Here is a 23,978-nt window from a genome sequence, read left to right on the forward strand (position 1 = left end):
GGTCAGACCAGTGCACTAGCCAGGAGGCTGTAAGACATGAGGCGAATCGGAATCTGGATCGCCGTGGGCGGTCTCCTGCTGGTCGCAGCCGCCTGTGGCGGCGGTTCCGGCTCCGGCGGCTCCGGCACCGCAGGCGCCCCGAAGGCCCAGTCCCTGTCCGTCGGGTTCGTCGCCGAGCCGGCCAACCTCGACTTCACCGCCACCGAGGGCGCGGCCATCCCGCAGGCGTTGCTGGTCAACGTCTACGAGGGCCTGGTCAAGCTCGACCAGGACGGCGCGATCAAGCCGCTGCTGGCCGAGAAGTGGTCGGTCTCCGACGACCGGAAGACCTACACCTTCACCCTGCGCAAGGGCGTCACGTTCAGCAGCGGGGCGCCGTTCACGGCCGACGACGTGGTGTTCTCCCTCGACCGGGTCAGGAGCGACTGGAAGCTCAAGATCAAGGCCCAGCTCGACGTCATCGACAAGGTGGCCAAGACCGACGACGCCACCGCCGTCGTCACCCTCAAGCGGCCGAGCAACGGCTTCCTCTACGCCCTGGCCACCCGGCTCGGCGCCATGTTCAGCCGCACCGGCGTGGCCGACCTGGCCAACAAGCCCGTCGGCACCGGGCCGTACACGCTGGGGGCGTGGAAGCGCGGCGAGTCGATCCAGCTCGCCGCCAACCCCGCCTACTGGGGCGCCAAGCCGGCGCTGTCGGCGATCACGCTGAAGTACTTCAAGGACGCCACGGCGATGAACAACGCGCTGCTGACCGGCGGCATCGACGTCATCTCCGCCGTCCAGGCCCCCGAGTCGCTGCAGCAGTTCGCCGACCCGAACCGGTTCCAGACGGTCGAGGGCACCACCAACGGCGAGGTCGTGCTGTCGATGAACAACGGCCGGCCGCCGTTCGACGACGTTAAGGCCCGCCAGGCCGTCCGGTACGCCATCGACCACAAGGCGCTGCTGGACACCGCGTGGGCCGGGCGCGGCCAGCTCATCGGCTCGATGGTGCCGCCCACCGACCCCTGGTACGAGGACCGCACCGGCGACTACCCCTACGACCCGGCCAAGGCCAAGGAGCTGCTGGGCGGCAAGGCGCTGACGGTCAAGATGCGCATCCCCAACCTGCCGTACGCGGTGGCCAGCGCGCAGGTCGTGAAGTCGCAGCTGGCCCAGGTGGGCATCACGGCCGACATCGAGCCGCTGGAGTTCCCGGCCCGCTGGCTGGACGTGGTGTTCAAGCAGGGCGACTACGACCTTTCCATCATTAACCACGTCGAGCCCCGCGACATGGGGATTTTTGCCGATAAATCGTATTACTTCCACTATGACAATCCCGAGTTCGGCAAACTCCTCGCCTCCGCCGACGCCGGCACCGAGCAGCAGCAGACCGACGACCTGAAGAAGGCCGCCAAGCTGCTCTCCGATGACGCCGCCGCCGACTGGCTGTTCCTGTTCCCCAACCTGATCGTGGCGAAGAAGGGCGTCACCGGGCTGCCGAAGAACGCCATCGCGGAGTCCTTCGACTTCACCGGTCTCGCCAAGCAGTGACGCTCTACCTGCTCAAACGGCTGGCGGTGCTGATCGTGAGCGCCGCCGTCGCCGCCGTCGCGGTGTTCGCGTTCATGGCGCTGCTGCCCGGCGACCCGGCCGAGATCGCGCTCGGCGTCAACGCCACCCCCGACGCGGTCGCCGCGCTGCGCCGGCAGTTCGGCACCGACCGCCCGCCGGCCGTGCAGTTCCTCGACTGGGCCGGCGGGCTGGCCCACGGCGACTTCGGCGTCTCCTACGTCACCAGCTCGCCCATCGGCCCGCAGATCGGCGAGCGGCTCGGCGTGACGGCCGTGCTGGTGCTCGGCGGCATGCTGCTGGCGCTGGCCGTCGCGGTGCCGCTCGGCACGTTCGCCGCCGTCCACCACCGCAACCCGCTCGGTGCGGCGATCAGCGCGGCCAGCCAGCTCGGCATCGCCGTCCCCGCCTTCCTCGCGGGCATCCTGCTGGTGTTCGTGTTCGCGGTGAAGGCACAGGCGCTGCCCTCCGGCGGGTACGTCCCCTTCGCCGACAGCCCGCAGGAGTGGCTGCGCTCGCTGCTGCTGCCATGGTTGTCGCTCGGGCTCGTCCAGGGCGCCGTGCTCACCCGTTACGTGCGCAGCGCCGTCCTCGACGTCATGCGCGAGGACTACCTGCGCACCGCCCGCGCCAAGGGCCGCGGCAGCACCGGCGCCCTGTGGCGGCACGGCCTGCGCAACGCCTCCATCCCCGTGGTCACCGTGCTCGGCCTGCAACTGGCCACCCTGCTGGTCGGGGCGGTCGTGGTCGAGCGCGTGTTCGTCCTGCCCGGGCTCGGCGACCTGCTGCTCAACGGCGTCGCCGGGCGCGACCTGCTGCTCGTCCAGGGTGTGGTGATGGTGCTGGTGGCCGCCGTCCTGCTGATCAACTTCGTGGTGGACGTCGCCTACCGCCTGCTCGACCCGAGGCTGCGATGAGGGGCCGGGCGAACGCCGCGCTGCTGACCGGCGGCGCGCTGGTCGGGCTGGTGACGCTGGCCGCGCTGGTCTCGTTCGTCTGGACGCCGCACGACCCGACCCTCGTCGACGCCGCCCGCAAGCTGCGCGACCCCGGCGGCGGCTACCTGCTGGGCGCCGACAAGTTCGGCCGCGACACCCTCAGCCAGCTCATGATCGGCGCGCGCACCACCCTCTACGTCGGCGTGGTGGCCGTCGGGATCGCCGCCGTCCTCGGCGTGCCGCTCGGCGTGGCCGCCGGGATGACGCCGCGCGGCTGGCTCTCGGAGCTGATCATGCGGGTCAACGACCTGGTGTTCGCCTTCCCCGCGCTGCTGCTGGCCGTCATGCTGGGCGCGGTCTACGCAGCCGGCACGCTCACCGCGATGATCGCGATCGGGGTGGCCACCGTGCCCGCGTTCGCGCGGGTGGCCCGCGCCGCGACGCTCCAGGTCATGGTGACCGACTACGTCCTGGCCGCGCGCGCCGCGGGCCGCCGCCGGGGCGCGATCGCCGTGCGGCACGTGCTGCCGAACATCGGGTCGGTGCTGATCGTGCAGGCGTCGGTGTCGTTCGCGATCGCGATCCTGGCCGAGGCGGCGCTGTCGTTCCTCGGGTTCGGCACCCGGCCGCCGACCCCGTCCTGGGGGCGGATGTTGCAGGAGTCGCAGGAGCTGCTGTTCTCCACCCCGCGCCTCGCGCTGTGGCCGGGCCTGGCGATCGCGCTCGCCGTCCTCGGGTTCAACCTGCTCGGCGACGGGCTGCGCGACCACCTCGATCCGAAGCTCAGGAGGGTCCGTGCTGACGGTTGAGGGGCTTTCCGTACGGGCCGGCGCGGTGGGGCTCGTGCACGACGTGTCGTTCGCGATCGGGCCCGGCGAGCGGGTCGGGCTGATCGGCGAGTCCGGGTCCGGCAAGTCGCTGACCGCGCTGTCGCTCATGGGCCTGCTGCCCGAGGGCGTCACCGCGTCCGGCACGGCCAGGCTGGGGGAGCGCGACCTGGTCGGCGTGCCCGAGAAGCGGCTGAAGGACCTGCGCGGGCGCGAGTTGTCGATGGTCTTCCAGGAGCCGATGACCGCGCTCAACCCGCTCATGCGCGTCGGCGCGCAGGTGGCCGAGGCCATGACCCTGCACGGCGTCCCCCGGGCCGAGGCCGGGCGGCGCGCGCTCGCCCTGCTGGACCGCGTCCGGCTCCCTGAACCGGGGCAGATCGCCCGCGCCTACCCCCACCAGCTCTCCGGCGGCCAGCGGCAGCGCGTCATGCTCGCCATCGCTCTGGCCAACGAGCCGGGGCTGCTCGTCTGCGACGAGCCGACCACCGCGCTCGACGTCACCGTGCAGAAGCAGATGCTGGAGCTGATCGCCGAGGTCGCCCCCGCGCTGCTGTTCATCACCCACGACTTGGCGGTGGTGGCCTCCGTCTGCGAACGGGTGATCGTCATGTACGGCGGCCGCGTCGTCGAGACCGGGACCGTTCGCGAGGTCTTCACCCGCCCCCGCCACCGCTACACCGAGGGCCTGCTGGCCGCCTCCCGGCTCACGCCGCGCGGCACCAGGCTCCCGACCATCAAGGGCAGCGTGCCGCCCGCGGGCGCCTTCCCCGAGGGCTGCGTGTTCCGCAACCGCTGCCCGCACGCCACCCCGCGGTGCGAGACCCCGCCGGCGCTGACAGGAGACGGCCATGCCCACGCATGCTGGCACCCCGCAGAATGAGCCGCAGAACGAGCCCATGGGCGACGTGCTGATCGAGGCCCGCCGGCTCAGCCGGGTCTACCGCCGCCCGCGCACCTCGCTCACCAGGCCGGGCGCGCCCGTCCACGCCCTGCGGGAGGTGTCGCTGACCGTCCGCCGCGGCGAGCGGTTCGGCATCGTCGGCGAGTCCGGCTCCGGCAAGTCCACGCTGCTGCGCCTGCTGTGCGGCCTCGACCGGCCCACCGGCGGGTCCGTCGTCTTCGACGGGCGGGAGATCACCGGCCTGCCGGAGCGGCGGCTGCGCTTCCTGCGGGAGAACCTGCAGATCGTCTTCCAGGACCCGATGAGCTCGCTCGACCCGCGCATGCGCGTGCGCGACCTGGTGGCCGAGCCGCTGGTCGCGCTCGGCCTGCCGGTCGGCGGGCGGGTGGCCGAGCTGCTGGAGGCGGTCGGCCTGCCCGCCTCGGCCGCCGACCGCTACCCCCACCAGTTCTCCGGCGGGCAGCGGCAGCGCATCGCCGTCGCCCGCGCGCTCGCGCCCCGGCCGAAGGTGCTGGTCGCCGACGAGCCCGTCAGCGCCCTCGACGTGTCCGTCCGCGGCCAGATACTCAACCTGCTCGCCGACCTCGTGGACGAGCTGGGCCTCACGCTCGTGTTCGTCTCGCACGACCTGTCGGTGGTCCGGCACGTGTGCGAGACCGTGGCCGTCATGAGCGGCGGCGAGATCGTCGAGACCGGCCCGGTGGACGACGTCTGGGCCGCGCCGCGCCACCCCTACACGCGTGACCTGCTGCAGGCCGTACCGACCCTGGAGGGATTGTTGTGATCGAGGTCGACGAGCGGGGAGTCGTGGAGTTCACGCAGGCCCTGGTGCGCATCCCCAGCACCAACGACCCCGCGCGCGGCCGCACCGAGCGGCCCGCCGCCGAGCTGGTCGAGGCCAGGATGCGCGAGTGGGGCTGGGACCCGGTCGTGAGCGAGGCCGCCGCCGGGCGGCCCAACGTCGTCGCGGTGGTCGAGGGCGGCGGCGGCGACGGGCCGACGCTGATGTTCGAGGGCCACACCGACGTCGTGACCGAGGGCGACCTGTCCACCTGGACCGTCGACCCGTTCGGCGGCGAGATCCGCGACGGGCGGCTGTGGGGCCGGGGCAGCGCCGACATGAAGTCCGGCCTGGCCGCCACCCTCTACGCCACCCGCGCGCTCCAGCTCGCCGGCCCGTTCCCCGGCCGGATCAAGGTGTGCGCGCTGGCCGACGAGGAGGGCCTGATGATCGGCGCCCACCACTTCGTCGCCTCCGGGCTGGCCGACGGGGTGGACGGCGCGATCGTCGCCGAGCCCGAGGCCGGGGAGATCTGCGCGGTGGCCAAGGGCGCGCTGCGGCTGCGCGTCGACCTGACCGGCAAGATGGCCCACGGCGCGATGCCGCAGCACGGCCGCAACCCCGTCCAGGCGGTCGGCGCGCTGCTGGTCGCCCTGCGCTCCCTCCAGCGGGAGCTCCAGGAACGGCACCCGGCCCACGAGCACCTCGGCGAGGTGTACGTCACCCCGACCGTGCTCCGGGCGGGCAGCGAGGAGCAGGTCAACGTCATCCCCGCCACCGCGTCCGTCTTCGTGGACGTGCGCACGATCCCCGGGCTGGAGCACAAGGTCGTGGCCGACCGGGTGGCCGCCCTCGCCGCCGCCGAGGACGGGATCGAGGCGTCGGTGTCGGTGCTGGTGGACCGGCCGCCGGTGGACGTGCCGGTGACCGACCCGGTGGTGGCCGCGCTGGCGGCGGCCCACCGTACGGTGACGGGGGAGGAGCCGGTCTACGGCGGCGTGCCGGGCTCGACGGACGGGACCGTGCTCACCCACTGGGGCGGCGTCCCCTCGGTCGTGTACGGCCCCGGCGGCAAGTGGATCGCCCACCAGGCGGACGAGTACGTCGAGGTCGCCGAGATCGTCCGGTGCACCCGGGTGTTCGCCGAGGCGGCGCGGCGCTTCCTGCACCGGGACTTCTGATGCTCGCCGGACCCGGCCCCGGGATGCGTCCAGGGCCGACGAACTCGCTGGTGGACGTCGCCGGGCTGCGCGTCGGGCACGCGCACCGCGTGGGCGGCGGCTACCGCACGGGCACGACCGTGGTGCTGGCGCCCCCGGACGGCGTGGTGGCCGGCGTCGACGTGCGCGGCGCCGCTCCCGGCACCCGCGAGACCGAGCTGCTGGATCCGCGCAACCTTGTCGAGCGCGTGCACGCCGTCGTGCTGTCGGGCGGTAGCGCGTACGGGCTGAGCGCGGCCTGCGGGGTGATGGACGGGCTGGCCGACGCGGGCATCGGCTTCCCGGTGGCGGGCGGCGTGGTGCCCATCGTCCCGGCGGCCGTCATCTACGACCTCGGACGCGGTGGCGACTTCCGCGCCACCCCCGACGCCGCCCTCGGCGCCGCCGCCTTTGCCGCCGCCCGCGCACCGGCGCACGAACCGCCCTTCCTCGCGCCCCCTCCCCGCCGGGGAGGCGGTACGGCCGCCACCCTCGCCCCGGGGACGGCGGCCCGGCACGCCACCGCGCCTCCCACGGCCAGCGGGTCCATCGGGGCCGGCGCCGGGGCGATGGCGGGCGGCCTGGCCGGCGGCGTCGGGACGGCCAGCGCCGTCCTGCCCGGCGGCGTCACCGTGGCCGCCCTGGCCGTCGTCAACGCCGCCGGGTCCGTGCTCGACCCGGCGGGCGCCACCCTGGCCGGCGTCCGCTACGGCCTGCCCGGCGAGTTCGGCCACCTGCGCCGACCGGACCCCGCCGAGGCCGGAGCGTGGCAGCCGGACAAGGTCACCTCGTTCAACACCACCATCGGCGTGGTGGCCACCGACCTCACCCTCACCAAGGCCCAGTGCGGCAAGCTGGCCGGTGTGGCCCACGACGGCCTGGCCAGAGCCATCCGGCCGGCCCACACCATGGTCGACGGCGACACCGTCTTCGGCCTGGCCGCCTGCGCCCGCCCGGCCCCCGGCCCCGACGGGCTCCAGGACGTCCTGGCCGCCGCGGCCGACGTGTTCAGCCGGGCGGTGGCCCACGCCATGCTCGCCGCCACCGGCCGCGAGGACGCGCCCGCGTACCTCGACGTGTTCCCGAGCGTCCTAGGGAGAGACAGATGACCTGGCCGGACGGCCTGCCCATCGGAGCCGGATGGGCCGCCACCGAGGACACCACCGAGGTGATCTTCCCCTACGACGGCTCGGTGGTGGCCCGCGCCCCGCTGGGCACCCCGGCGCACGCCGCCCGCGCCCTGGAGGAGGCGCTGGCCGTCGCGCCCGCCATGGCCGCGCTGCCCTCGCACGCCCGCCGCGCCGCGCTCATGGCCGCGCACGACGCGCTCGCCGCCCGCCGCGCGGAGTTCGAGCGGCTGCTGGTCCTGGAGACCGGCAAGCCGCTGGTCGACTGCCGGGTCGAGGTGGCCAGGACGCTGCTCACCCTCGCCACGGCCGCCGAGGAGGTGGCCCGGCTGCACGGCGAGACCGTCCCGCTGGACCTGCTGCCGTCGGGGGAGGGGCTGATCGGGTTCTGGACGCGGCGGCCGATCGGCGTCGTCGTCGGGATCACCGGCTACAACTACCCGCTGCTCCTGGCCGCCCACAAGATCGCCCCGGCGGTCGCGGCCGGTTGCCCGGTGATCGTCAAGCCCGCCCCGGCGACGCCCCTGGCCACGCTCCGGCTGGTGCACCTGCTCCGCGAGGGCGGCCTGCCGCCCGCCGGCGTCCAGCTCGTCACCGGGGACGTCGAGGTGGGCCGCACGCTGGTCGAGGACCGGCGGATCGGCGCGGTCTCCTTCACCGGCTCGGCCGCCGCCGGGCACGCCATCGCCCGCGCCGCCGCCCCCACCAAGGTGCTGCTCGAACTCGGCTCCAACGCCGCCCTCGTGGTCGCCGCCGACGCCGACCTGACGGCCGCCGCCGACGCCGTCGTGCGCGGCGGCTACTACGCCTCCGGGCAGGCGTGCATCGCGGTGCAGCGGGTGCTGGTGGAGGAGCCCGTACGGGAGGAGTTCCTGGCGCTGCTGGCCGCCCGCGTCAAGGACGTCGCCGTCGGCGACCCGCGCCTGCCCGAGACCCGCGTGGCCCCGCTGATCGACGCCGCCGCCACCGACCGCGTCCTTGAGTGGATCGGTGGCTCGGGCGCCGAGGTGGTCGCCGGCGGGGTGCGCGAGGGCCGGGCCATCGTGCCGACCGTGCTGTCCGGCGTGCCCGACGGCGCCGCCGCGTGGGACGAGGAGATCTTCGGCCCGGTGGTGTGCGTGCGCGGGGTGCCGGACCTCGACGCCGCCTTCGAGGCCGTCAACCGTTCCCGGTACGGCCTGCACGCCTCCGTCTTCACCCGCTCGCTGGCCACCGCCTTCACCGCGATCGAAAGCATCCACACCGGCGGCGTGGTGGTGAACGAGGTGCCCGGCTTCCGCGCCGACAACATGCCGTACGGCGGCGTCAAGGACTCGGGCAGCGGCCGCGAGGGCCCGAGGTTCGCCATGGAGGAAATGACGGTGACCAGAATGGCGATCATCCGCCCCTGACGGCCGCTGTAGGGTGGCGCCGGACGGCGAGGAGGCGCGTGCCTTGGCCACACGAACGCAAGAGCCGGCGGTTGTCCCGCGAGCGCGCGGCAGCAGGGCCCTGCCGGTGCTCGCCGCCCTCCTGGCCGTCGCCCTGGCGGCCTCGGGCACGGCCTGGTGGCGGGAGCACGGGCGGGCTGGTGGCGGGAGCACGGGCGGCCGCTCGACCAGGAGCGTGTCGCGCTGGCCCACCGGCTCGCGCTGCACGCCGCCGATCTGCGCGGGGACGATCCGGTCAAGGCTCGCGACCTCGGCCTGGCCGCTCTGGGCGTGCACGCCGACGACCGGCTGCGCGGGTACCCGTCGGAGGTGAGGGGGGCGGCGTTGAGCGACGGCGCCCGCGGCGCCCTGCCGGCCGCCCCCGACAGCGCCACCTTCTCCCTCTGGGACCTCCACGACCTGCGGCAGGTGGTCGCCGGCCCCGAGCAGATCCTCTGCGACAACGGCCCCCGGACCTTGAGCAGGACGGACTGGGACCGCTACACCGGCGGCGCGGACCCTTCGGACCACGGCGGCGGCGACCAGGACGTGAACCTCTGCTCCCTCCGCTGAGGGTAACGGTTTGACCAGATGTCTTTACCTTGCCGCAACGGTCGCGTTGGATGGCGCCCATGGTGGAGATCACGCGCAGAACGGTGTTCAAGGCAGGTGCGGCAAGCGCTTTCCTCGCGGGTGGCGGCCCGGGGACGGCGGCACTGGCGGAAGCGGGACCGGCCGCGGAGGGGCTGGAGCAGCGGGCCATGGCGATGGACCCGCCGGTGTTCCTGCTGGAGAGCGCGGTCCCGCCGCACTTCGCCGCCGGCCCCGGCTCCACGTTGTCGATCAGCGACCGGGTCGCCGTGTGCGGGACGAGGTCGCTGCGCTGGGAGCACGCGAGCCGCGGCATGATCACCGTCCGCGCGCCGCTGCGGTGGGCGCCCGACCCCTACCGGCTCGGCGACGACCAGGCGTGGCAGGGGCTGGTGGACGCGTTCTGCGTGTGGGTGCACAACGCCGAGCCGGTGGACGACGTGCTGCGGTTCGAGTTCGGGCGCGGTGAGCGCACCGACCTGTGGTTCGAGTTCCGGCTCGGGTTCAGCGGGTGGCGTACGGCGTGGGTGCGGTACGCCTACGACATGCACGGCAGGCCCCACCCCGACATGGACACCCTGCGGATCGTCGCCCCGCGCCGGGCCGGGACCCTGCACCTGGACCAGCTCATGCTCAACGTGCCGCTGCGTCCCGACGCCCCCTGCCGCGACCACCAGCTTCCCGACATCGCCCCCGAGGGCGACGAGTACGACAACCAGCACTGGCAGGCCCTCCACCGCTTCGACCGGCTGCTGGCCACCGTCGAGCCCGACCTGTCGCCGCCGTCCGCCGCCGAGCTGGCCTCGCTGCGCGCCCTGCACGCCCGCTACCACGAGGAGTACCTGACCGCCCCGGTCAAGCCGGACGTGCCGGCGCTGACGGCCCAGGTCGCCGCCCTGGAGGGCCGCCCGACGCACGCCTACCAGTCGCAGATCTACCCGGCCGGGATCGCCGCCGAGCTCAAGGCGTTCGTGAACCCGGTCACGCTGCGCGCCTGCACCGACCTGATGAAGACGATCGCCCAGGCCCACCAGGCCGCCCCCGCCGAACGTCCGGCGCTGGCCGCCCTCTACCTGCGCATGGTCGCCCACCTGCGGGAACAGGGCTGGACGAAGGGCAGCTGCCAGGGCACCATCCACCACCTCGGCTACGACGTCCGCGGCCTGTACGACTCCGTTTACCTCATGCGGGACGCCCTGCGCGAGGCGGGGGAGTTGCAGCGGGTACGAGCGGACCTGGAATGGCTGAGCGGACTCGGCCGGATCTTCCGCGGTTTCGGCTTCCGGATGGCCCGGGGCAGCATGATGGACCTGTACAACACCACGGTCCGCGGCATGCTGGCGGCCGTGCTGCTGCGCGACGGCGAGGCGCAGCAGGTGGCGTACCTGCGGGCGCTGCGCGACTGGCTGAACGCCACCCTGCTGCCCACCGACGGCATCCAGGACGGCATCAAGGTGGACGGCACCGCCTTCCACCACGTCGGCTTCTTCCCCGACTACGTCCGCGACGGCTTCGCCGGGCTCGCGCCGCTGGTCTACGTCCTGCACGGCGGCTCGTTCGCGATCTCGCCCGAGGCGTTCGGCTGGCTGCGCAAGGCGCTGCTCATGCAGCGGGTCTACGCCAACAAGAACCACTGGCCGATCTCGATCAGCGGCCGCAACCCCAGCGGCGCCACGGCGCTGTCGATCGTCCCGTTCGAGTGGCTGGCCCCGATCGACGACGAGATCGCCGCCGCCTTCCTGCGCCTGCTGCCCGGCAACCCGACGCCGCGGCAGAAGGAGCTCGCGGCCCGGCTCGCCGCACGCGGCATCGCCCCGGAACCGGCTCCGACCGGCGCCTGGGCGCTCAACTACGCGGCGCTGGCCGTGCACCGCCGCGACGAATGGCAGATCACCGTACGCGGGCACAACCGCTACCTGTGGAGCACCGAGATCTACGTCGGCGCCAACTGGTACGGCCGCTACAACACCTACGGCCAGATCCAGGTCCTGCACCGCGGCGACCCCGTCACCAACCAGGACAGCGGCTACGCCCAGCCCGGCTGGGACTGGAACCGCCGCCCCGGCACCACGGTCATCCACAAACCGCTCGACCAGCTCAAGGGCGACCTGACCGGGGCCATCGAGGAGATGCTCCTCACCGACTCCCGTTTCGCCGGAGCCTGCACCATCGACGGACGCAACGCCCTGTTCGCCATGGACCTGCACGGACACCCCAAGTACGACGGCACGCACCGGGCCCGCAAGTCGGTGTTCCTGTTCGACGACCGCGTCGTGGCCCTGGGCACCGGCATCACCAACGACGACACCGCGGACGAGACGGAGACCACCCTCTTCCAGACCCGGCTGCCGGCCAGGAACGCGCCCACCGTGGTGGACGGCGCCACGATCACGGCCTTCCCCCACCAGGCGCTCGACGGCGGCCCGCGCTGGCTGCTCGACGACAAGGGCATCGGCTACTACCTGGCGCCCGGGCAGAAGGTGGCCCTGACCCGCTCGGCCCAGACCTCCCGCAACAACGCCACGGAAGAGCCCACCAGCGGAGACTTCGCCACAGCCTGGATCAGGCACGGCACCGCCCCTCGGAACGGGACGTACGAGTACGCGATGGTGGTGAACGCCACGGCCGAGCGCATGGCCGGCTTCGCCGCCGCGATGGGGGACGCGGCCAGGGCCCCGTACCGGGTGCTGCGCGCCGACACGGCGGCCCACGTCGTACGGGATCGCGACACCGGCATCACCGGGTACGCGGTGTTCGAGCGCACCCGTCTGGAAGGTCTGGTGCGCGAGGTCGACACGCCTTCGATGCTGCTCGTCCGTACGGAGGGGGAGATGCTGGTGATCGCGGTGTGCGATCCGGACCTGCGCCTCTACGGCGGGATCGACCACGACCAGTACGAGAAGGGCCGCTACGTCGGGCACTACAGCCCGTGGTCACGACCCTGGCTGGCCAGCCCCAGCCACCCGCACCGCATGAGGGTGACCCTGGACGGGCGGTGGCGGGCGGACGCCGGGCAGCCGTGCCGGGCCAGGATCACCGGGCCGCGCACGGTCCTGGAGTTCGAGACCGTGCACGGACAGCCGGTGCAGGTGCGGCTGAGCCCTGCGGCCTGACCCGGGCGGGGGCGGGGGCGCCCCCGCCCGGGAACCACACCCGCGACCGCGACGTCGGCCATCCGACCAGCCGGTTCGTTTCTCCGGCCGGACGGTTCGCGTCCCGGTCAGATGGACGGTTCGCGTCACGGTCGCGGGGCAGGATGGCGCACGCCCGTCAGTGGGTGTGCCGGTCGAGCTCCGCGCGGATCTCGCGCAGATGGTGCCGGACCGCGGGGGCGCCGTCGCGCGCCAGATCCCGCACCCAGCCGGAGTGACCGTCCCGCAGCTCGCGCCTGATCAGCCTGAGCGTCTGCTCGTGCGCCCCGGCCTCCAGGCGCAGCCACGCCCGGTCGAACCGGTGACCGGAACGGCGGGCGAGCACCGCGTCCAGGTCGTCGCGCTGGGCGGCGCTCGGCGCGTCAGGAAGTGCGACGCGCAGCCGGTGCGCGACCTCGCGCAGCCGGGCGTCGAGCTTGCGGTGGTCACGGATCAGCCGCCAGGCGATCTCGCGCACGTCCTTGTCGTGCGACCTGCGGAGCGCGGCCTTCCCGGCCGCGATCTCGGCGAGATTGCCGCGGTGCGCCTGCCGCAGGTACGCCCGGTCCTGGGCCGAGGCGTGCAACGCCTGGACGGACTGGATCGACTGGGCGGCTGCGGCGCCGGGCGCGGCCACCGGCCGGACGGCGGTGTCGGCCTGGGCCGCGGCGGGTGCCGTGGCGGACACGGTCAACGCCAGCACGGCCGCGATTCCCGCGGGTGCTAAGTGGCTCCGTGCTGTTCTCATGAGTCCCTCCCTTCAATGGGACCCGTGCCTGCTGCCCCATCCGGTCAATGGGACCCGTGCCTGCTGCCCCATCCGGTCGGGAGTATTCGAGTTAATTGGGCGGATCGAAACGGCCGTCCACGGCGGTCCAGCCGCCGTCCACGTACAACACCGAGCCCGTCACGAAGCTCGCCGCGTCGCCGGCCAGGTAGACCACCGCGCCGGCCATCTCGGGCGCGGTGGCCCACCGGCCGAGGGCGCTCTTGGCGGCGTACGCGGCGTACCAGTCGGGGTTGTCCTTGATCTGCCGGGTCAGCGGGGTCTCCACGACGCCGGGCGCGATCGCGTTGACGCGCACGCCGTGCGGGCCGAACTCGGCCGCCGCCGTCCGCAGCAACTGCACCAGCCCCGCCTTCGTGGCCGAGTAGACGCCCTGCCCCGGCTCGGTCACCGACGCCCGGATCGACGCGAACCCGATGATCGACCCGCGCCCCCGCTGCACCATCCCGGCGCCGAACGCCCGCACCACGTCGAACGAGGCCCGCAGGTTCAGCCCCACCACCCGGTCGAACTCCTCGCCGGAGTAGTCGAGCAGCCGCTTGCGCACGTTCGTCGCCGCCGTGAACACCAGCACGTCGGCCGGCTCCTCCGCGGCGGACGCCCGGACGGCGTCGGCGTCCAGCACGTCGAGCAGCCGGGCCGTGCCCCCGCACCCGGCGGCGGTCTCCTGCGCGGCGTCCAGGTCCCGGTCCGCGCACACCACGGACGCCCCATGCGCGGCCAGGGCGAACGCCGACTCCCTGCCGATCCCGCTGCCGGCCCCGATCACCACGGCCCGCCGCCCGTCGAGGCGGAACAGCGCGTCATATCCCGTCATGCTGAGAAACACTAGCGACTGGTCAGACCAGTACACCAGGTTCCCCCGATCACCACCACCCACCTCGCGCCGACCGCCCCGGGAATCCCCGCATGGGAACACGGAAGGGGCCGGTCTTCGAGGACCGCGCCAGGCCGCGGGGCTCAGCGTGTTGTGGCGTACGGAACGGCCGGTGGGCACGGGTAGGCGCCAGGTTGGGGTCCCGGGGTGTGGAGGCGGTCAGGGGGTAGCGGTGGGTCGGGGGTCCGGCGTGTGGCATAGGGCCGCGGGGGCGAAACTGTCGGTGGTGCTTGCCAGGATGCGACTCATGACGACCATCGCAGGCTTCTGGGACGCCGCCGCCGACTCCTTCGACGACGAAGCCGACCACGGGCTCCGCGACCCCGAGGTCAGGGCCGCCTGGGCGGCACGGCTGGCCGAGTGGGTGCCCGCCGGGCCGCTCGACGTGCTCGACCTGGGCTGCGGCACGGGCTCGTTGTCTTTGCTGCTGGCCGTCCAGGGCCATCGCCTGACCGCCGTCGACCTGGCCCCGCGCATGGTCGAACGGGCCCGGGCCAAGCTGGCCGCCACCGGCGCCACGGTGCTGACGGGAGACGCGGCCGACCCGCCCGTAGGCGACTGCCGCTTCGATGTCGTGCTGGCCCGCCACCTGCTGTGGACCATCCCCGATCCGGAGGCGGCGCTGGCCCGCTGGGTGTCGCTGCTGCGCCCCGGCGGCCGGCTGGTGCTGGTCGAGGGCCGCTGGCAGAGCTCAGGCGGCCAGTCCGACTACGTGCCGGGCGAGCACTTCCCATGGATGGGCGGCGTCACCGCCGACAACCTGGCCACGGCCCTCCGTCCCCTGGTCGGCGACCTCCGGGTGCACGCCCTGCCCGACCCGGCTCTGTGGGGCAAGGAGATCACCGACGAGCGCTACGCGGTGGTGGCCACGCTCTAAGAACGGGCCCGCAAGCGCCTGGGAGTGCCGGACGCCTGGCCCCGGCTCCCGGGCTCCCGGCTCCCGGTTTCAGGTAGCTGGGGGTGGCGGATGCCTGGCCCCGGCTCTCGGCTCTAGGTGGTTGGGTGGCGCGGATGCCTGGCTCCGACTTCCGGCATCAGGCAGCTGGGAAGGCTGGATGCCTGGCTCCCGGCAGTTGGGGGCCGGTTGTCCGGTTCCGGCGCCCGGCTGGGGCCTGACCCGTCGGCACCGCTGGACGGGCAGCGCCGCACCACCGTGCGGCGGTCGTACGATGGGCCCTTTCATCGGGGGAAAGGGCGGGCGCGGTGGTGGGCAGGACGTTCGAGATCGCCGGTGAGCTGCGGGTACGACGCCTCGGCTACGGCACCGCCCAGCTCACGGGCCCCGGCTACTGGGGCCCGCGCCTGACGTCCGGCGAGGCGGTCGCGCTCCTGCGCCTGGCCGTCGACCGCGGCGTCACGCTCATCGACACCGCCGACAACTACGGCCCGGACATCGCCGAGGAACTGATCGCCCAGGCCCTCCATCCGTACCCCGGCGACCTGGTGGTGGCGACCAAGGGCGGCGTGATCCGTACCGGCCCGGACGAGTGGCACCCCGCCGGACGCCCCGAGGACCTGCGGGCCATGTGCGAGGCGAGCCTGCGCCGCCTGCGCACCGATGCCATCGACCTGTACCAGCTCCACCGCATCGACCCCGCGGTGCCGCTCGCCGACCAGCTCGGCACGCTGGCCGAACTGCGCGAAGAGGGCAAGATCCGGCACATCGGGCTCGACACCGTCACCCTGGATCAGCTCGACGAGGCGCTGACCGTCCTGCGGCCGGCGTCGGTGCAGAACCGGTTCAACGTGCTGGACCGGGAGTCGGAGCCGGTGCTGGGGCGGTGCGAGGAACTGGGCATCGCGTTCCTGCCGTGGTTCCCGCTCGGGAACGGCTCCCTCGCCGCGAGTGCGAGTGCGAGTGCGAGGGCGAGGGCGGGGGCCGGGTCCGGGTCCGAGGCCGGGGCGGGGGCGGCGATCGAGCGGGTGGCCGCCCGGCACGGCGCGACGTCCGGGCAGGTGGCGCTGGCGTGGCTGCTGCACCGCTCCCCGGTCGTCCTGCCCACGCCCGGCACCGGCTCGGCCGTCCATCTGGAGGAGAACCTGGCCGCCGCTGACCTCGTCCTGACCGACGAGGACACGCGCACGCTGGACGCCCTCACGTCCTGACCGGCCGCGACGACGAACGCCCGCCCGGCGCGTCCCGCCGCCACGAGCGCACGATCCGGCGGCGCTCGGCCCCGCCCTGAACGCGTTCAAAGGACGGGAGTAGGGTCGGCAGGGTGAAGACGGTGATTTCAGGAGGCACCGGACAGGTCGGCGAGATCCTCCGCCGGGCGTTGACCTCCGCCGGCCACGAGGTCGTGGTGCTGACCCGCAGGCCGTCCCGGCAAGGCGAGGTCGCCTGGGACGGCGAGACCCTGGGCGCGTGGGCGCGCGAGATCGACGGCAGCGACCTCGTGATCAACCTGGCCGGGCGGAGCGTGAACTGCCGTTACACCCCCGCCAACCTGCGGGCCATGATGGACTCGCGGGTGCGTTCCACCCGGGTCGTCGGCCGGGCGATCGCCGCCGCCGCGCGTCCGCCCCGGGCCTGGTTGCAGATGAGCACCGCCACCGTCTACGCCCACCGCTTCGACGCGCCCAACGACGAGGCGACCGGTCTGATCGGCGGCGACGAGCCCGGCGTCCCGGGCTACTGGCGCTACAGCGTCGAGATCGCCAAGGCCTGGGAGCGTGAGCAGGAGCGGGCCGAGACCCCGCACACGCGCAAGGTCGCCCTGCGCACCGCCATGGTGATGAGTCCCGACCGCGGCGGCGTCTTCGACGTGCTGCTGCGCATGACCCGGCTCGGCCTCGGCGGGCCGCTGGCGGGCGGCGCCCAGTACGTGTCCTGGATCCATGAGCGCGACCTCGTCCGCGCGGTCGAGTTCCTGGCCGGGCGGGACGATCTGAGCGGACCGGTCAACCTGGCCGCCCCCGGGCCGCTGCCGCAGGCCGCGTTCATGCGCGCGCTGCGGTCCGCCTGGGGCGTGCCGGTGGGCCTGCCCGCGACGCGGTGGATGGCCGAGCTCGGCGCGTACGCGCTGCGGTCCGACACCGAGCTGCTGCTCAAGAGCCGCCGGGTCGTCCCGGGGCGGCTGCTGGAGGCGGGTTTCGCCTTCAAGTACCCGCAGTGGCGGCAGGCCGCAGACGACCTCGTCCGGAGGGTGCGTCGCGGGAGGTGAGCGCGCCGGACGCCGTGTGGCGGCGGGCGATGATCCTTGCGCGAAATCGTAAGGTGCCTTACGGTTTTCCTCATGATCAATTACAGCGAGATGGAGGACAGGCTGGGCGTGCCCATCGGGGTCGAGGAGGCACGGTCCCGCTGGGGGGCGCTGGTTGGCGCGGCGGGTGAGGGGCAGATCACGCTGATCACGCGGGAGCGCTGGGAGTGGGCCGCGCTGGTGCCGCTGTCCAAGGTTCCCGGGATGCTGACCGGATTGCCCGTTGTGTCGCTGTCCACGGCCAAGGCGAAGCTGGGGGAGCTCGTCCGGCAGGTCTCGGAGCCGTACGACGACAGCCCTGTGCTGCTGGCCCGGCACCGGACGCCAGTTGCCGCGCTGATCGCGGCCACCCGCCTGCTCGGGCCGGGAACCGGCGAGTGGGCCGCGCCGCGGAGGGCGGCCGACGTGGAGGCGCTGCTGCGCGACGGCTGCACGGTCACCTTGAGCCGCCATCCGACCGGGGCCGGTGTGATCGCCGTCGCGCGGGACGGCGACGGCGGCGAGGTGGCCGTCGGCACCGGCGACACCGCGGAGCAGGCCCTCCGCACACTGGGCTGAACCCTCCCCGCGAGGGTCGCCGACTCCCGCTGAATCCCCTGCGCCCGCCCCTTGCGCCTGACCCCCGTGCCCGACCCCCGTGCCCGCCTTCCGCGCCCGCCCTTATGTCTGCCCCCGCCCCCTGCCCGTCCTCTGTGTCCAGTTGCTGGGCTGGCGCCTGCACATATCCCCTGGATCTTGACAATCGGTGGGGTGCACTCTTTTCTAGAGGAGGATTCTAGAAAAGAGTGGCGCATGAACGTTCAGGTGGTCCGGTGTGGCTGAGTCCGAGGCCGTCGTGGCGGTGCCGGCGGCAGGGGCGGCAGCGGAGGATGGGGACGCGCAGCTCCGGTACGCCTGGCGGGCCGTCTCGGTCACCAGCCTCGGCATGTTCCTGACCGGGCTCACCTCCAGCTCGCTCAACGTCGCCCTGCCCGCCGTCGTCGCGCACTTCCACGTCGGCGCCTTCCTGGCGAGCTGGGTGCTGCTCGCCTACATGCTGGTCAGCTCGGTCGGGCTGGTGGTGTTCGGGCGGGTGGCCGACCTGTTCGGCAGGCGCGGGACGTACTTGCTGGGGTTCGTGGTGTTCACGGTCGCGAGCCTGGCGGCCGGGTTCGCGCCCTCGATCGAGGTGCTGCTCGCGGCCCGGGTCGCCCAGGCGTGCGGCTCGGCCATGATCCTGGCCAACAGCTCGGCCATCCTGGCCGGCGCCTTCCCGCCGGCCCGGCTGGGCCGTGGCATGGCCGTCTACATGGCGATCATCTCCGTGGCGGGGCTCGTGGGGCCGTCGTTCGGCGGGTTCCTGGCCGGCGCGGCGGGCTGGCGGTGGATCTTCTGGTTCAACGTGCCCGTCGGGGTCGCGGCCGTCGTCTGGGGCGCGGTGACTCTCCGCCCGGTGCCGAGGGGCCCGCGCGAGCGGCTGGACGTGCCGGGGATCGTCCTGCTGTTCACCTGGCTGAGCGGGCTGCTGCTGGCCCTGTCGCAGGGCAGCACGCTGGGCTGGCTGAGCCCGTGGGTGGTGGCGGGCGGGGTGGCGTTCGCGGCGGCGGCCCCGGTGTTCGCGCTGGTCGAGTGGCGCAGCCGGACGCCGCTGCTCGACCTGCGGCTGTTCGGCGACCGCGGTTTCGCGCTGGCGAACCTGGCCGCCGTGCTCAACTCGCTCGGGCAGTTCTCGATCGTGCTGGTGATCTCGTTGTTCCTGCAGTCCGCCCGGCAGTTCGAGCCCGCCCAGGCCGGGCTCGCCGTGCTGCCCGTCTCGGCCGCCTCGGCCCTGACCTCGCTGGTCGCCGGGGCGCTGACCGGACGGTTCCACCCGCGCACGGTGGCGGTGGCCGGCTCGGCGGTGAGCGCGGCGGGCATGGCGGTCATGCTTGCCGCGCTGGACCCGTCCGTGCCCTACGCCTGGCTCGGGACGGCGCTCGCGCTCGTGGGCGCCGGCAGCGGGCTGTTCATCACCGCCAACACCACCGCGATCATGATGGACGCGCCGCAGGACCGGCTCGGCGTGGTCAACGGTGTACGGCTCATGCTGGTCAACGTCTCGACCGTGATCAGCACCGCCATGTCGCTGGCCATCGTCGCCGCGTCCGTGCCGGCCGCCGAGCGGCACCTGGTGTACGCCGCCGACCCGGCCCGGCTGTCCGGCGTGACCGGCGTGCTGCAGGACGGTTACCGGCTGGCGGTGGGCGTCCTGCTGGTGCTCGCCGTGGCGGCCACCGTGGTCACGGCGGTGAGCCGGACGGGGGCGCGCCGGGCGGCATAGCGGCTCACCCGGGGCCGAGCGAAGCAGGGTCGAGCGAAGCGGGGGCGATCGGAGCGGGCCGAGCGAAGCGGGGGCGGGGTGGCGGGGGCGGAAACTGGAGTTCCATGTTGCGCCGCGTTTGACGATTAGTGAGGAAATATGGTCATCTCGTGACCATTGTTTCTGATGGGATGAGTTAGACGGGTTCGGGGGAACGCTTCATGCCGCACGCCCTTCTGCGCGTGCTCGCTTCGACGTCCATCGCCGCCACCGCACTGGCAGGTCCGCCCGTCGTCGCAGCCTCCGGTCATGCCTCGGCTGCGCGGGGCGACCAGGCGTCGACGGACGGTCAGGTGATGGCGCGGGCGGTGCCCGCGGTACCGGAGCCGCCGCCTGCCGTGGCGCGGGTTCCGTCCGGGCCGTCGCCCGCCGTACGGCCGATGGGAAAGGGGCCGGTGGGGCCGGAACGGCTGGAGATCACCACGCCCGCCGGGACGGGTCTCGCCGACGCCGTCGCCGCCCAGGCCACTCGGCGGCAGGAACGGCAGGGGCTCGGACGGCAGGTCCCCGACCCCGCCGCCCTCCTGCCCGACACGACCGGCGCCGCCCCTCTGCCCCTCCTGCGCCCGCCCCCGTCCGTCACCGAAGCCCTGGACGCCCTGCACCTGGGCATCCACCCCCCGGCCCGCCCCCAGGGAGGCCGCGCGGCCGGTGGGACTCTGCCGGCGAGGCAAGGGGTGATGTATCGGTTGTGCGTGGTGGGGGTGGAGCGGGCGGTGGCGTGCTCGGCACGCAGGCCCGTGGCCGTGCCCGTCGCCGCGGACGTCACCGGCGACGGCCTCCCCGACCTGGCGGCCGACCTGGTGCCGGCCGCGAACCCCGGGAGCGGGGGCGTCGGGCTCGGGTTCGCGGTCAGGAGCCTGTCCGGGAAGAGGGTCAGGGCGCTGGTCTGGGCCGAGTACGACGGCAAGGTGACCGTCGGGTTCGACGGCCTGCGCGGCGGCGCGTCGCTGTCGGCGCTCGACCGCGGGACGTTCACCATCGACCCGGACGGCCGGACGGTGCGGGCGAGCGTCACGCGCAAGGACCCGGGACCGTCCGCCGTCACCCTGGCGGGGCTGACCGGACGCACGGCGGTGAGCCTGCGCCAGACCCCCGCCACCGAACGCCTCACCGTAGAGGCCACCCTCGACGCACTCACCCCGGCCACCACCCCCGCCAAGCCCGCCAAACGGGCCGCCACCCCCTCCAAGCCCGCCAACCCGACCGCCACCACCTCCCTGGCGGTCGAGCTGGACGTCACCGCCTCCCGTCCCGCCAGGCTGGACGCGGTCGCCGTCGCCCCCGGCCGCTACACGCAGGCCGTGCTGGACCGCATGCCCACCCGCGCCCACGTGCGCCTGTCCGGCGGACGGATGCGCTTCACCGCCCCAGCCCCGATCGCCCGCGCCGAGCTGCACAGCCACCTCTACCGCGACGGCCGCCTGGCCACGGCGGCGAGCGCCGAGCTGCGCGAGGTGCCCCGCTCGTTCACCGCCGCCCACGTCGCGTCCGGCGGCAGGCAGAGCCTGGCCGTCGAGTCGTCGGGACCCGCGCGCGCGGGCTCGGCCAAGGTGCTCTACTACGACCGGGCCGCGTCCGGGACCGTGCTGCGGGCCGAGCTGAGCGGTCTGCCGGCCCGGGTCCGGCTGGCGAGCGACCCGGCCGCGCACCGCGTCACGCAGACGGCCAGTTCGCCGATCGGCCGGTTCGCCGCGGTCCTGCAACGCGGCGGCGGCGCGATCGCCAGCCCCGCCGGCGGCCACGTCACCCTGGTCAGGAACGGCGACGCCACCGGGGTCTCGGCGCTGCTGTCCGGCGTCGCGGGGTTCGACGTCACGTACGGCGGCGCGCCGCGCGCCCGCCTGGAGGCCAGGGCGAGCGACCGGCCCTTCGTGGCGGCCGGGCTCGACGGGAGGCGGCTGGCCCGCCTGGAGATCTCCAACACGCCCGCCGTGGCCGATCTCGCCCTCGACCCCGCCGCCGGGACGGCCGTCTACCGGGCCGGCGGCCCGATCGACCGCGTCCGGGCGGCCTACGCCGACGTCCGGAATGGGCCGACGATCGACGGCACGGTCCGCGGGGTGCGTGGGGACGTCAGGACCGCGTGGAGGCTGGGCGAGCGCTCGTCGGTCGAGACCGCCACGTCCGGCCGGGTGCGCGGCCTCCGCCTCTACGCGGCCAGGTCGTACGTCACCACCCTCGACGACGCCTCGGCCGGGGACGACGTCCGCGTGGCGGTGGAAGGGGCGCCGAAGCGGGCCGAACTGGCCGCCGACACCGCGGCCGGGACGCTCGCCTGGACCGCCAGCGCCCCCGTGACCAAGGTGTCGGCGCTGGCCCGGATCAGGACGGACGGCCGGCTGCTCAGGGCCGCCGCCGACGTGACCGGCGTCCCGGCCCGCTTCGAGGCCGCCTGGAAGGACGGCGTCTACCGCTTCCGCGGGCTGTCCGGCCCGGTGGAGTCGGCGGCCCTGGCCGTCGCCAACCACGACGGCGCCACGTCCCCCGACGGCCCGCACCTGGCCGCCCACTACGACCGGGTGGGCGGCGACCTGGACGCGAGCGTGCTGGTCAAGGGCCTGTCGCGGGTCGAGCTCAGCCCGTCCGGCCAGGGGTTCCTGGCCCGGTTCCGCGCCGCCCGGCAGCGGCTCGCCGTGGACGCCGACATCGTCCTGGGGGACGTGCGCTTCGGCGTCCTCGGCAGGGTGGGCCCGGTGCCGGGCGACCTGACCGTCGCCGCCACGCCCGAGGGCAGGCTCACCTACTCCGGGTCCCGGCTCGGCGTGACCGCCCGCGCCTGGCTCGGCAGGACCGCCGCGCTGGCCCGCATGCGTCCCGCGCCCGCCGTCGAGGGCGGCCTCTCGCTGGTGGACGGCGGCTGCCCGGCCGGGGGCTGCGGCCAGGGCCCGTTCTGCACGGCGCGACGCGGCTGCTACGGCCTGCAGGGCCACCTCGACGTCACCGGCCTGCCCAGCCAGGTGACGATCGACCCGGCCGGCGGCACGTTCGCCTTCTCCGGTTTCGCGCCCAGGCGCCGGACCCTCGCCCTCCACCTGGACAGCAGCGTGCTCGCGCCGGTGCCGGTCAAGGCGCGGGCCACGTTGACCCGGCTGCCGCCGAGGATCACCCGGATGTCCCTGGGCCCCCTGGACGCCGGGCACGTCGCCTACCGCGTCGAGCCCCCCGCCACGCTGGGCGCGCTCGACGTGCGGGCCGAGGCGGGCGGGCTGCGCGGGCACATCGCCCTCGACCCGGTGCCCGCCGCCGTGGACGTGCGGGGCACGTACGGGGCCAGGACCCGGATCCGGGTACGGAACTCCGCGCCGGTCGGACGCCTGACCGCCGAGGTCACCCTGCCCGGCCGGGGCAGCGGCGGGCTGCGGCTGACCGACGTCCCGGCGGTGCTCGGCCTGGACGCCGACGCCTCGGCCGCCGGGCTGAGCGTCCCCACGCTCACCTACCGGGGCGGCGCGAGCACCCTGGACGGCCGGCTGGCCGTGGACGGCCGCCTGGCGGACCCGTCCGGGCGGCTCGGCGGCGTCTCGCTCGCGGTCGAGGATCTGGCCGCCGACACGACGATCCGCCTCAATCCCGACCAGTCGCTCGACCTGGTCTCGAAACCGGCACCGACGGGCCGGATCGCGGTGGGCGCGGGGCTGCGCGTGGGCCCGGTCCAGCGGCAGCGGATCGCCGTGTCCAAGCAGGTCCCGTACACCTCGGGGTTCCTCACCTACCAGGTCGGCGGGGACTTCGCGCTCGGCGCGAGCGCGGTGCGGGAGGTGTCGCTGGCGGTCCGGCGCGTGTCCTGGCTGCGGGTGCGGCCGGGGCGCATCCCGTTCGGGCTCAGGGCGCCGGCCGCGGCCGGGTTCCTCGCGCCCGGCTTCGAGGGCGCCTACGACCGCCTCCGCCTGGCCGCCAAGGGCGTGGACCTGCGGCCGGACGTCTCCCTGCGGGTCAGGCTGAGCAGGCGGATCGGCGCGGACGCCTTCACCGGCTCCCTGCGGCTCACCCGGGCCACCTCGCTCGCGCTGCGCCGCTACGACCAGCGCATGCGCCGCATCGGCGCCCGCCAGGAGATCGCCGCCGCCGGGATCGGGCTCGCCTGCCTCACCGTGGACGCCAGACCCGGCTTCGCCTCCGGCGGCAGGGGCGGCTCGATCACCCTGCGCGGCTCCGACGGCCCGCAGATGGTGTCCTTCCTCGACCCCGGCGGGCAGGCCCCCGACTACGCGGTGGACCTGCTGACCCACTTCATGTCGCCGTTCCCGGACGCGGGATGGAAGGTGGCGGCGGCCACGGCCGGCTCCTGCGCCCGCCCCGCCCGCTGAGC

Annotated in this window: 18 protein-coding genes; 16 read left to right on the forward strand and 2 right to left on the reverse strand. The window is 74.3% G+C overall.

Features of this window, described 5'->3' with window-relative positions; all coding sequences use genetic code 11:
• Positions 1-36 precede the first annotated feature (36 nt).
• The 10 genes from ACIBST_RS20895 (at position 37) to ACIBST_RS20940 (ending at position 12,443) form a co-directional block, all read left to right on the forward strand.
• Complete coding sequence (locus ACIBST_RS20895; RefSeq protein WP_397173704.1) at positions 37-1,536, forward strand: ABC transporter substrate-binding protein; 1,500 nt, start codon at positions 37-39, stop codon at positions 1,534-1,536.
• Entirely contained in the window at positions 1,533-2,471 is a 939-nt protein-coding gene (locus ACIBST_RS20900) for an ABC transporter permease (protein ID WP_397173706.1), read from the forward strand. The genes ACIBST_RS20895 and ACIBST_RS20900 overlap by 4 nt, the downstream gene beginning before the upstream one ends.
• Positions 2,468-3,301, forward strand: a complete 834-nt coding sequence (locus ACIBST_RS20905; protein WP_397173707.1) for an ABC transporter permease — start codon at positions 2,468-2,470, stop codon at positions 3,299-3,301. Before ACIBST_RS20900 ends, ACIBST_RS20905 begins: the two co-directional genes overlap by 4 nt.
• Positions 3,288-4,202 carry an ABC transporter ATP-binding protein gene (locus ACIBST_RS20910; RefSeq protein WP_397173709.1) on the forward strand — a complete coding sequence of 305 codons (915 nt, stop codon included), beginning with the start codon at positions 3,288-3,290 and terminating at the stop codon, positions 4,200-4,202. The genes ACIBST_RS20905 and ACIBST_RS20910 overlap by 14 nt, the downstream gene beginning before the upstream one ends.
• Positions 4,171-5,007, forward strand: coding sequence for an ATP-binding cassette domain-containing protein (locus ACIBST_RS20915; RefSeq protein WP_397173710.1), 837 nt, complete (start codon positions 4,171-4,173; stop codon positions 5,005-5,007). Before ACIBST_RS20910 ends, ACIBST_RS20915 begins: the two co-directional genes overlap by 32 nt.
• Positions 5,004-6,185 (forward strand): M20 family metallopeptidase, encoded by a 1,182-nt coding sequence (locus tag ACIBST_RS20920; protein ID WP_397173712.1) that lies wholly within the window; start codon positions 5,004-5,006, stop codon positions 6,183-6,185. The genes ACIBST_RS20915 and ACIBST_RS20920 overlap by 4 nt, the downstream gene beginning before the upstream one ends.
• Positions 6,185-7,312, forward strand: a complete 1,128-nt coding sequence (locus tag ACIBST_RS20925) for a P1 family peptidase (RefSeq protein ID WP_397173714.1) — start codon at positions 6,185-6,187, stop codon at positions 7,310-7,312. Before ACIBST_RS20920 ends, ACIBST_RS20925 begins: the two co-directional genes overlap by 1 nt.
• The gene (locus ACIBST_RS20930; protein WP_397173715.1) at positions 7,309-8,721 is read left to right on the forward strand and encodes an aldehyde dehydrogenase family protein; all 1,413 of its coding nucleotides are present in this window, start codon (positions 7,309-7,311) and stop codon (positions 8,719-8,721) included. The genes ACIBST_RS20925 and ACIBST_RS20930 overlap by 4 nt, the downstream gene beginning before the upstream one ends.
• A 156-nt stretch (positions 8,722-8,877) precedes the next feature.
• Entirely contained in the window at positions 8,878-9,312 is a 435-nt protein-coding gene (locus ACIBST_RS20935) for a hypothetical protein (protein WP_397173716.1), read from the forward strand.
• 59 nt (positions 9,313-9,371) lie between these two features.
• Positions 9,372-12,443, forward strand: coding sequence for a chondroitinase family polysaccharide lyase (locus ACIBST_RS20940; RefSeq protein WP_397173718.1), 3,072 nt, complete (start codon positions 9,372-9,374; stop codon positions 12,441-12,443).
• Between the two features lie 157 nt (positions 12,444-12,600).
• Here ACIBST_RS20940 and ACIBST_RS20945 read toward each other — a convergent pair whose 3' ends face one another.
• Both ACIBST_RS20945 and ACIBST_RS20950 read right to left on the reverse strand, forming a co-directional pair.
• Positions 12,601-13,164 carry a DUF4142 domain-containing protein gene (locus ACIBST_RS20945; protein ID WP_397173719.1) on the reverse strand — a complete coding sequence of 188 codons (564 nt, stop codon included), beginning with the start codon at positions 13,162-13,164 and terminating at the stop codon, positions 12,601-12,603.
• Between the two features lie 136 nt (positions 13,165-13,300).
• The gene (locus ACIBST_RS20950) at positions 13,301-14,065 is read right to left on the reverse strand and encodes an SDR family NAD(P)-dependent oxidoreductase (RefSeq protein ID WP_397173721.1); all 765 of its coding nucleotides are present in this window, start codon (positions 14,063-14,065) and stop codon (positions 13,301-13,303) included.
• 307 nt (positions 14,066-14,372) lie between these two features.
• Here ACIBST_RS20950 and ACIBST_RS20955 point away from each other — a divergent pair, with 307 nt between their 5' ends.
• From ACIBST_RS20955 to ACIBST_RS20980, 6 genes are all read left to right on the forward strand, one after another.
• Entirely contained in the window at positions 14,373-15,002 is a 630-nt protein-coding gene (locus ACIBST_RS20955; protein WP_397173723.1) for a class I SAM-dependent methyltransferase, read from the forward strand.
• A gap of 326 nt (positions 15,003-15,328) precedes the next feature.
• The gene (locus ACIBST_RS20960) at positions 15,329-16,231 is read left to right on the forward strand and encodes an aldo/keto reductase (RefSeq protein WP_397173724.1); all 903 of its coding nucleotides are present in this window, start codon (positions 15,329-15,331) and stop codon (positions 16,229-16,231) included.
• Positions 16,232-16,344: 113 nt separating this feature from the next.
• Complete coding sequence (locus tag ACIBST_RS20965) at positions 16,345-17,289, forward strand: TIGR01777 family oxidoreductase (RefSeq protein WP_397173726.1); 945 nt, start codon at positions 16,345-16,347, stop codon at positions 17,287-17,289.
• Positions 17,290-17,361: 72 nt separating this feature from the next.
• On the forward strand, positions 17,362-17,886 hold the full coding sequence (locus ACIBST_RS20970; protein ID WP_397173728.1) for a type II toxin-antitoxin system prevent-host-death family antitoxin: 525 nt from the start codon (positions 17,362-17,364) through the stop codon (positions 17,884-17,886).
• A gap of 256 nt (positions 17,887-18,142) precedes the next feature.
• Positions 18,143-19,627, forward strand: a complete 1,485-nt coding sequence (locus tag ACIBST_RS20975; RefSeq protein ID WP_397173730.1) for a DHA2 family efflux MFS transporter permease subunit — start codon at positions 18,143-18,145, stop codon at positions 19,625-19,627.
• A 419-nt stretch (positions 19,628-20,046) separates the two neighbouring features.
• Positions 20,047-23,976, forward strand: a complete 3,930-nt coding sequence (locus ACIBST_RS20980) for a hypothetical protein (RefSeq protein WP_397173732.1) — start codon at positions 20,047-20,049, stop codon at positions 23,974-23,976.
• Positions 23,977-23,978 lie beyond the last annotated feature (2 nt).

This window comes from Nonomuraea sp. NPDC049684 (genome assembly GCF_044465345.1).
In the GTDB taxonomy this organism is placed as follows: Bacteria; Actinomycetota; Actinomycetes; order Streptosporangiales; family Streptosporangiaceae; genus Nonomuraea.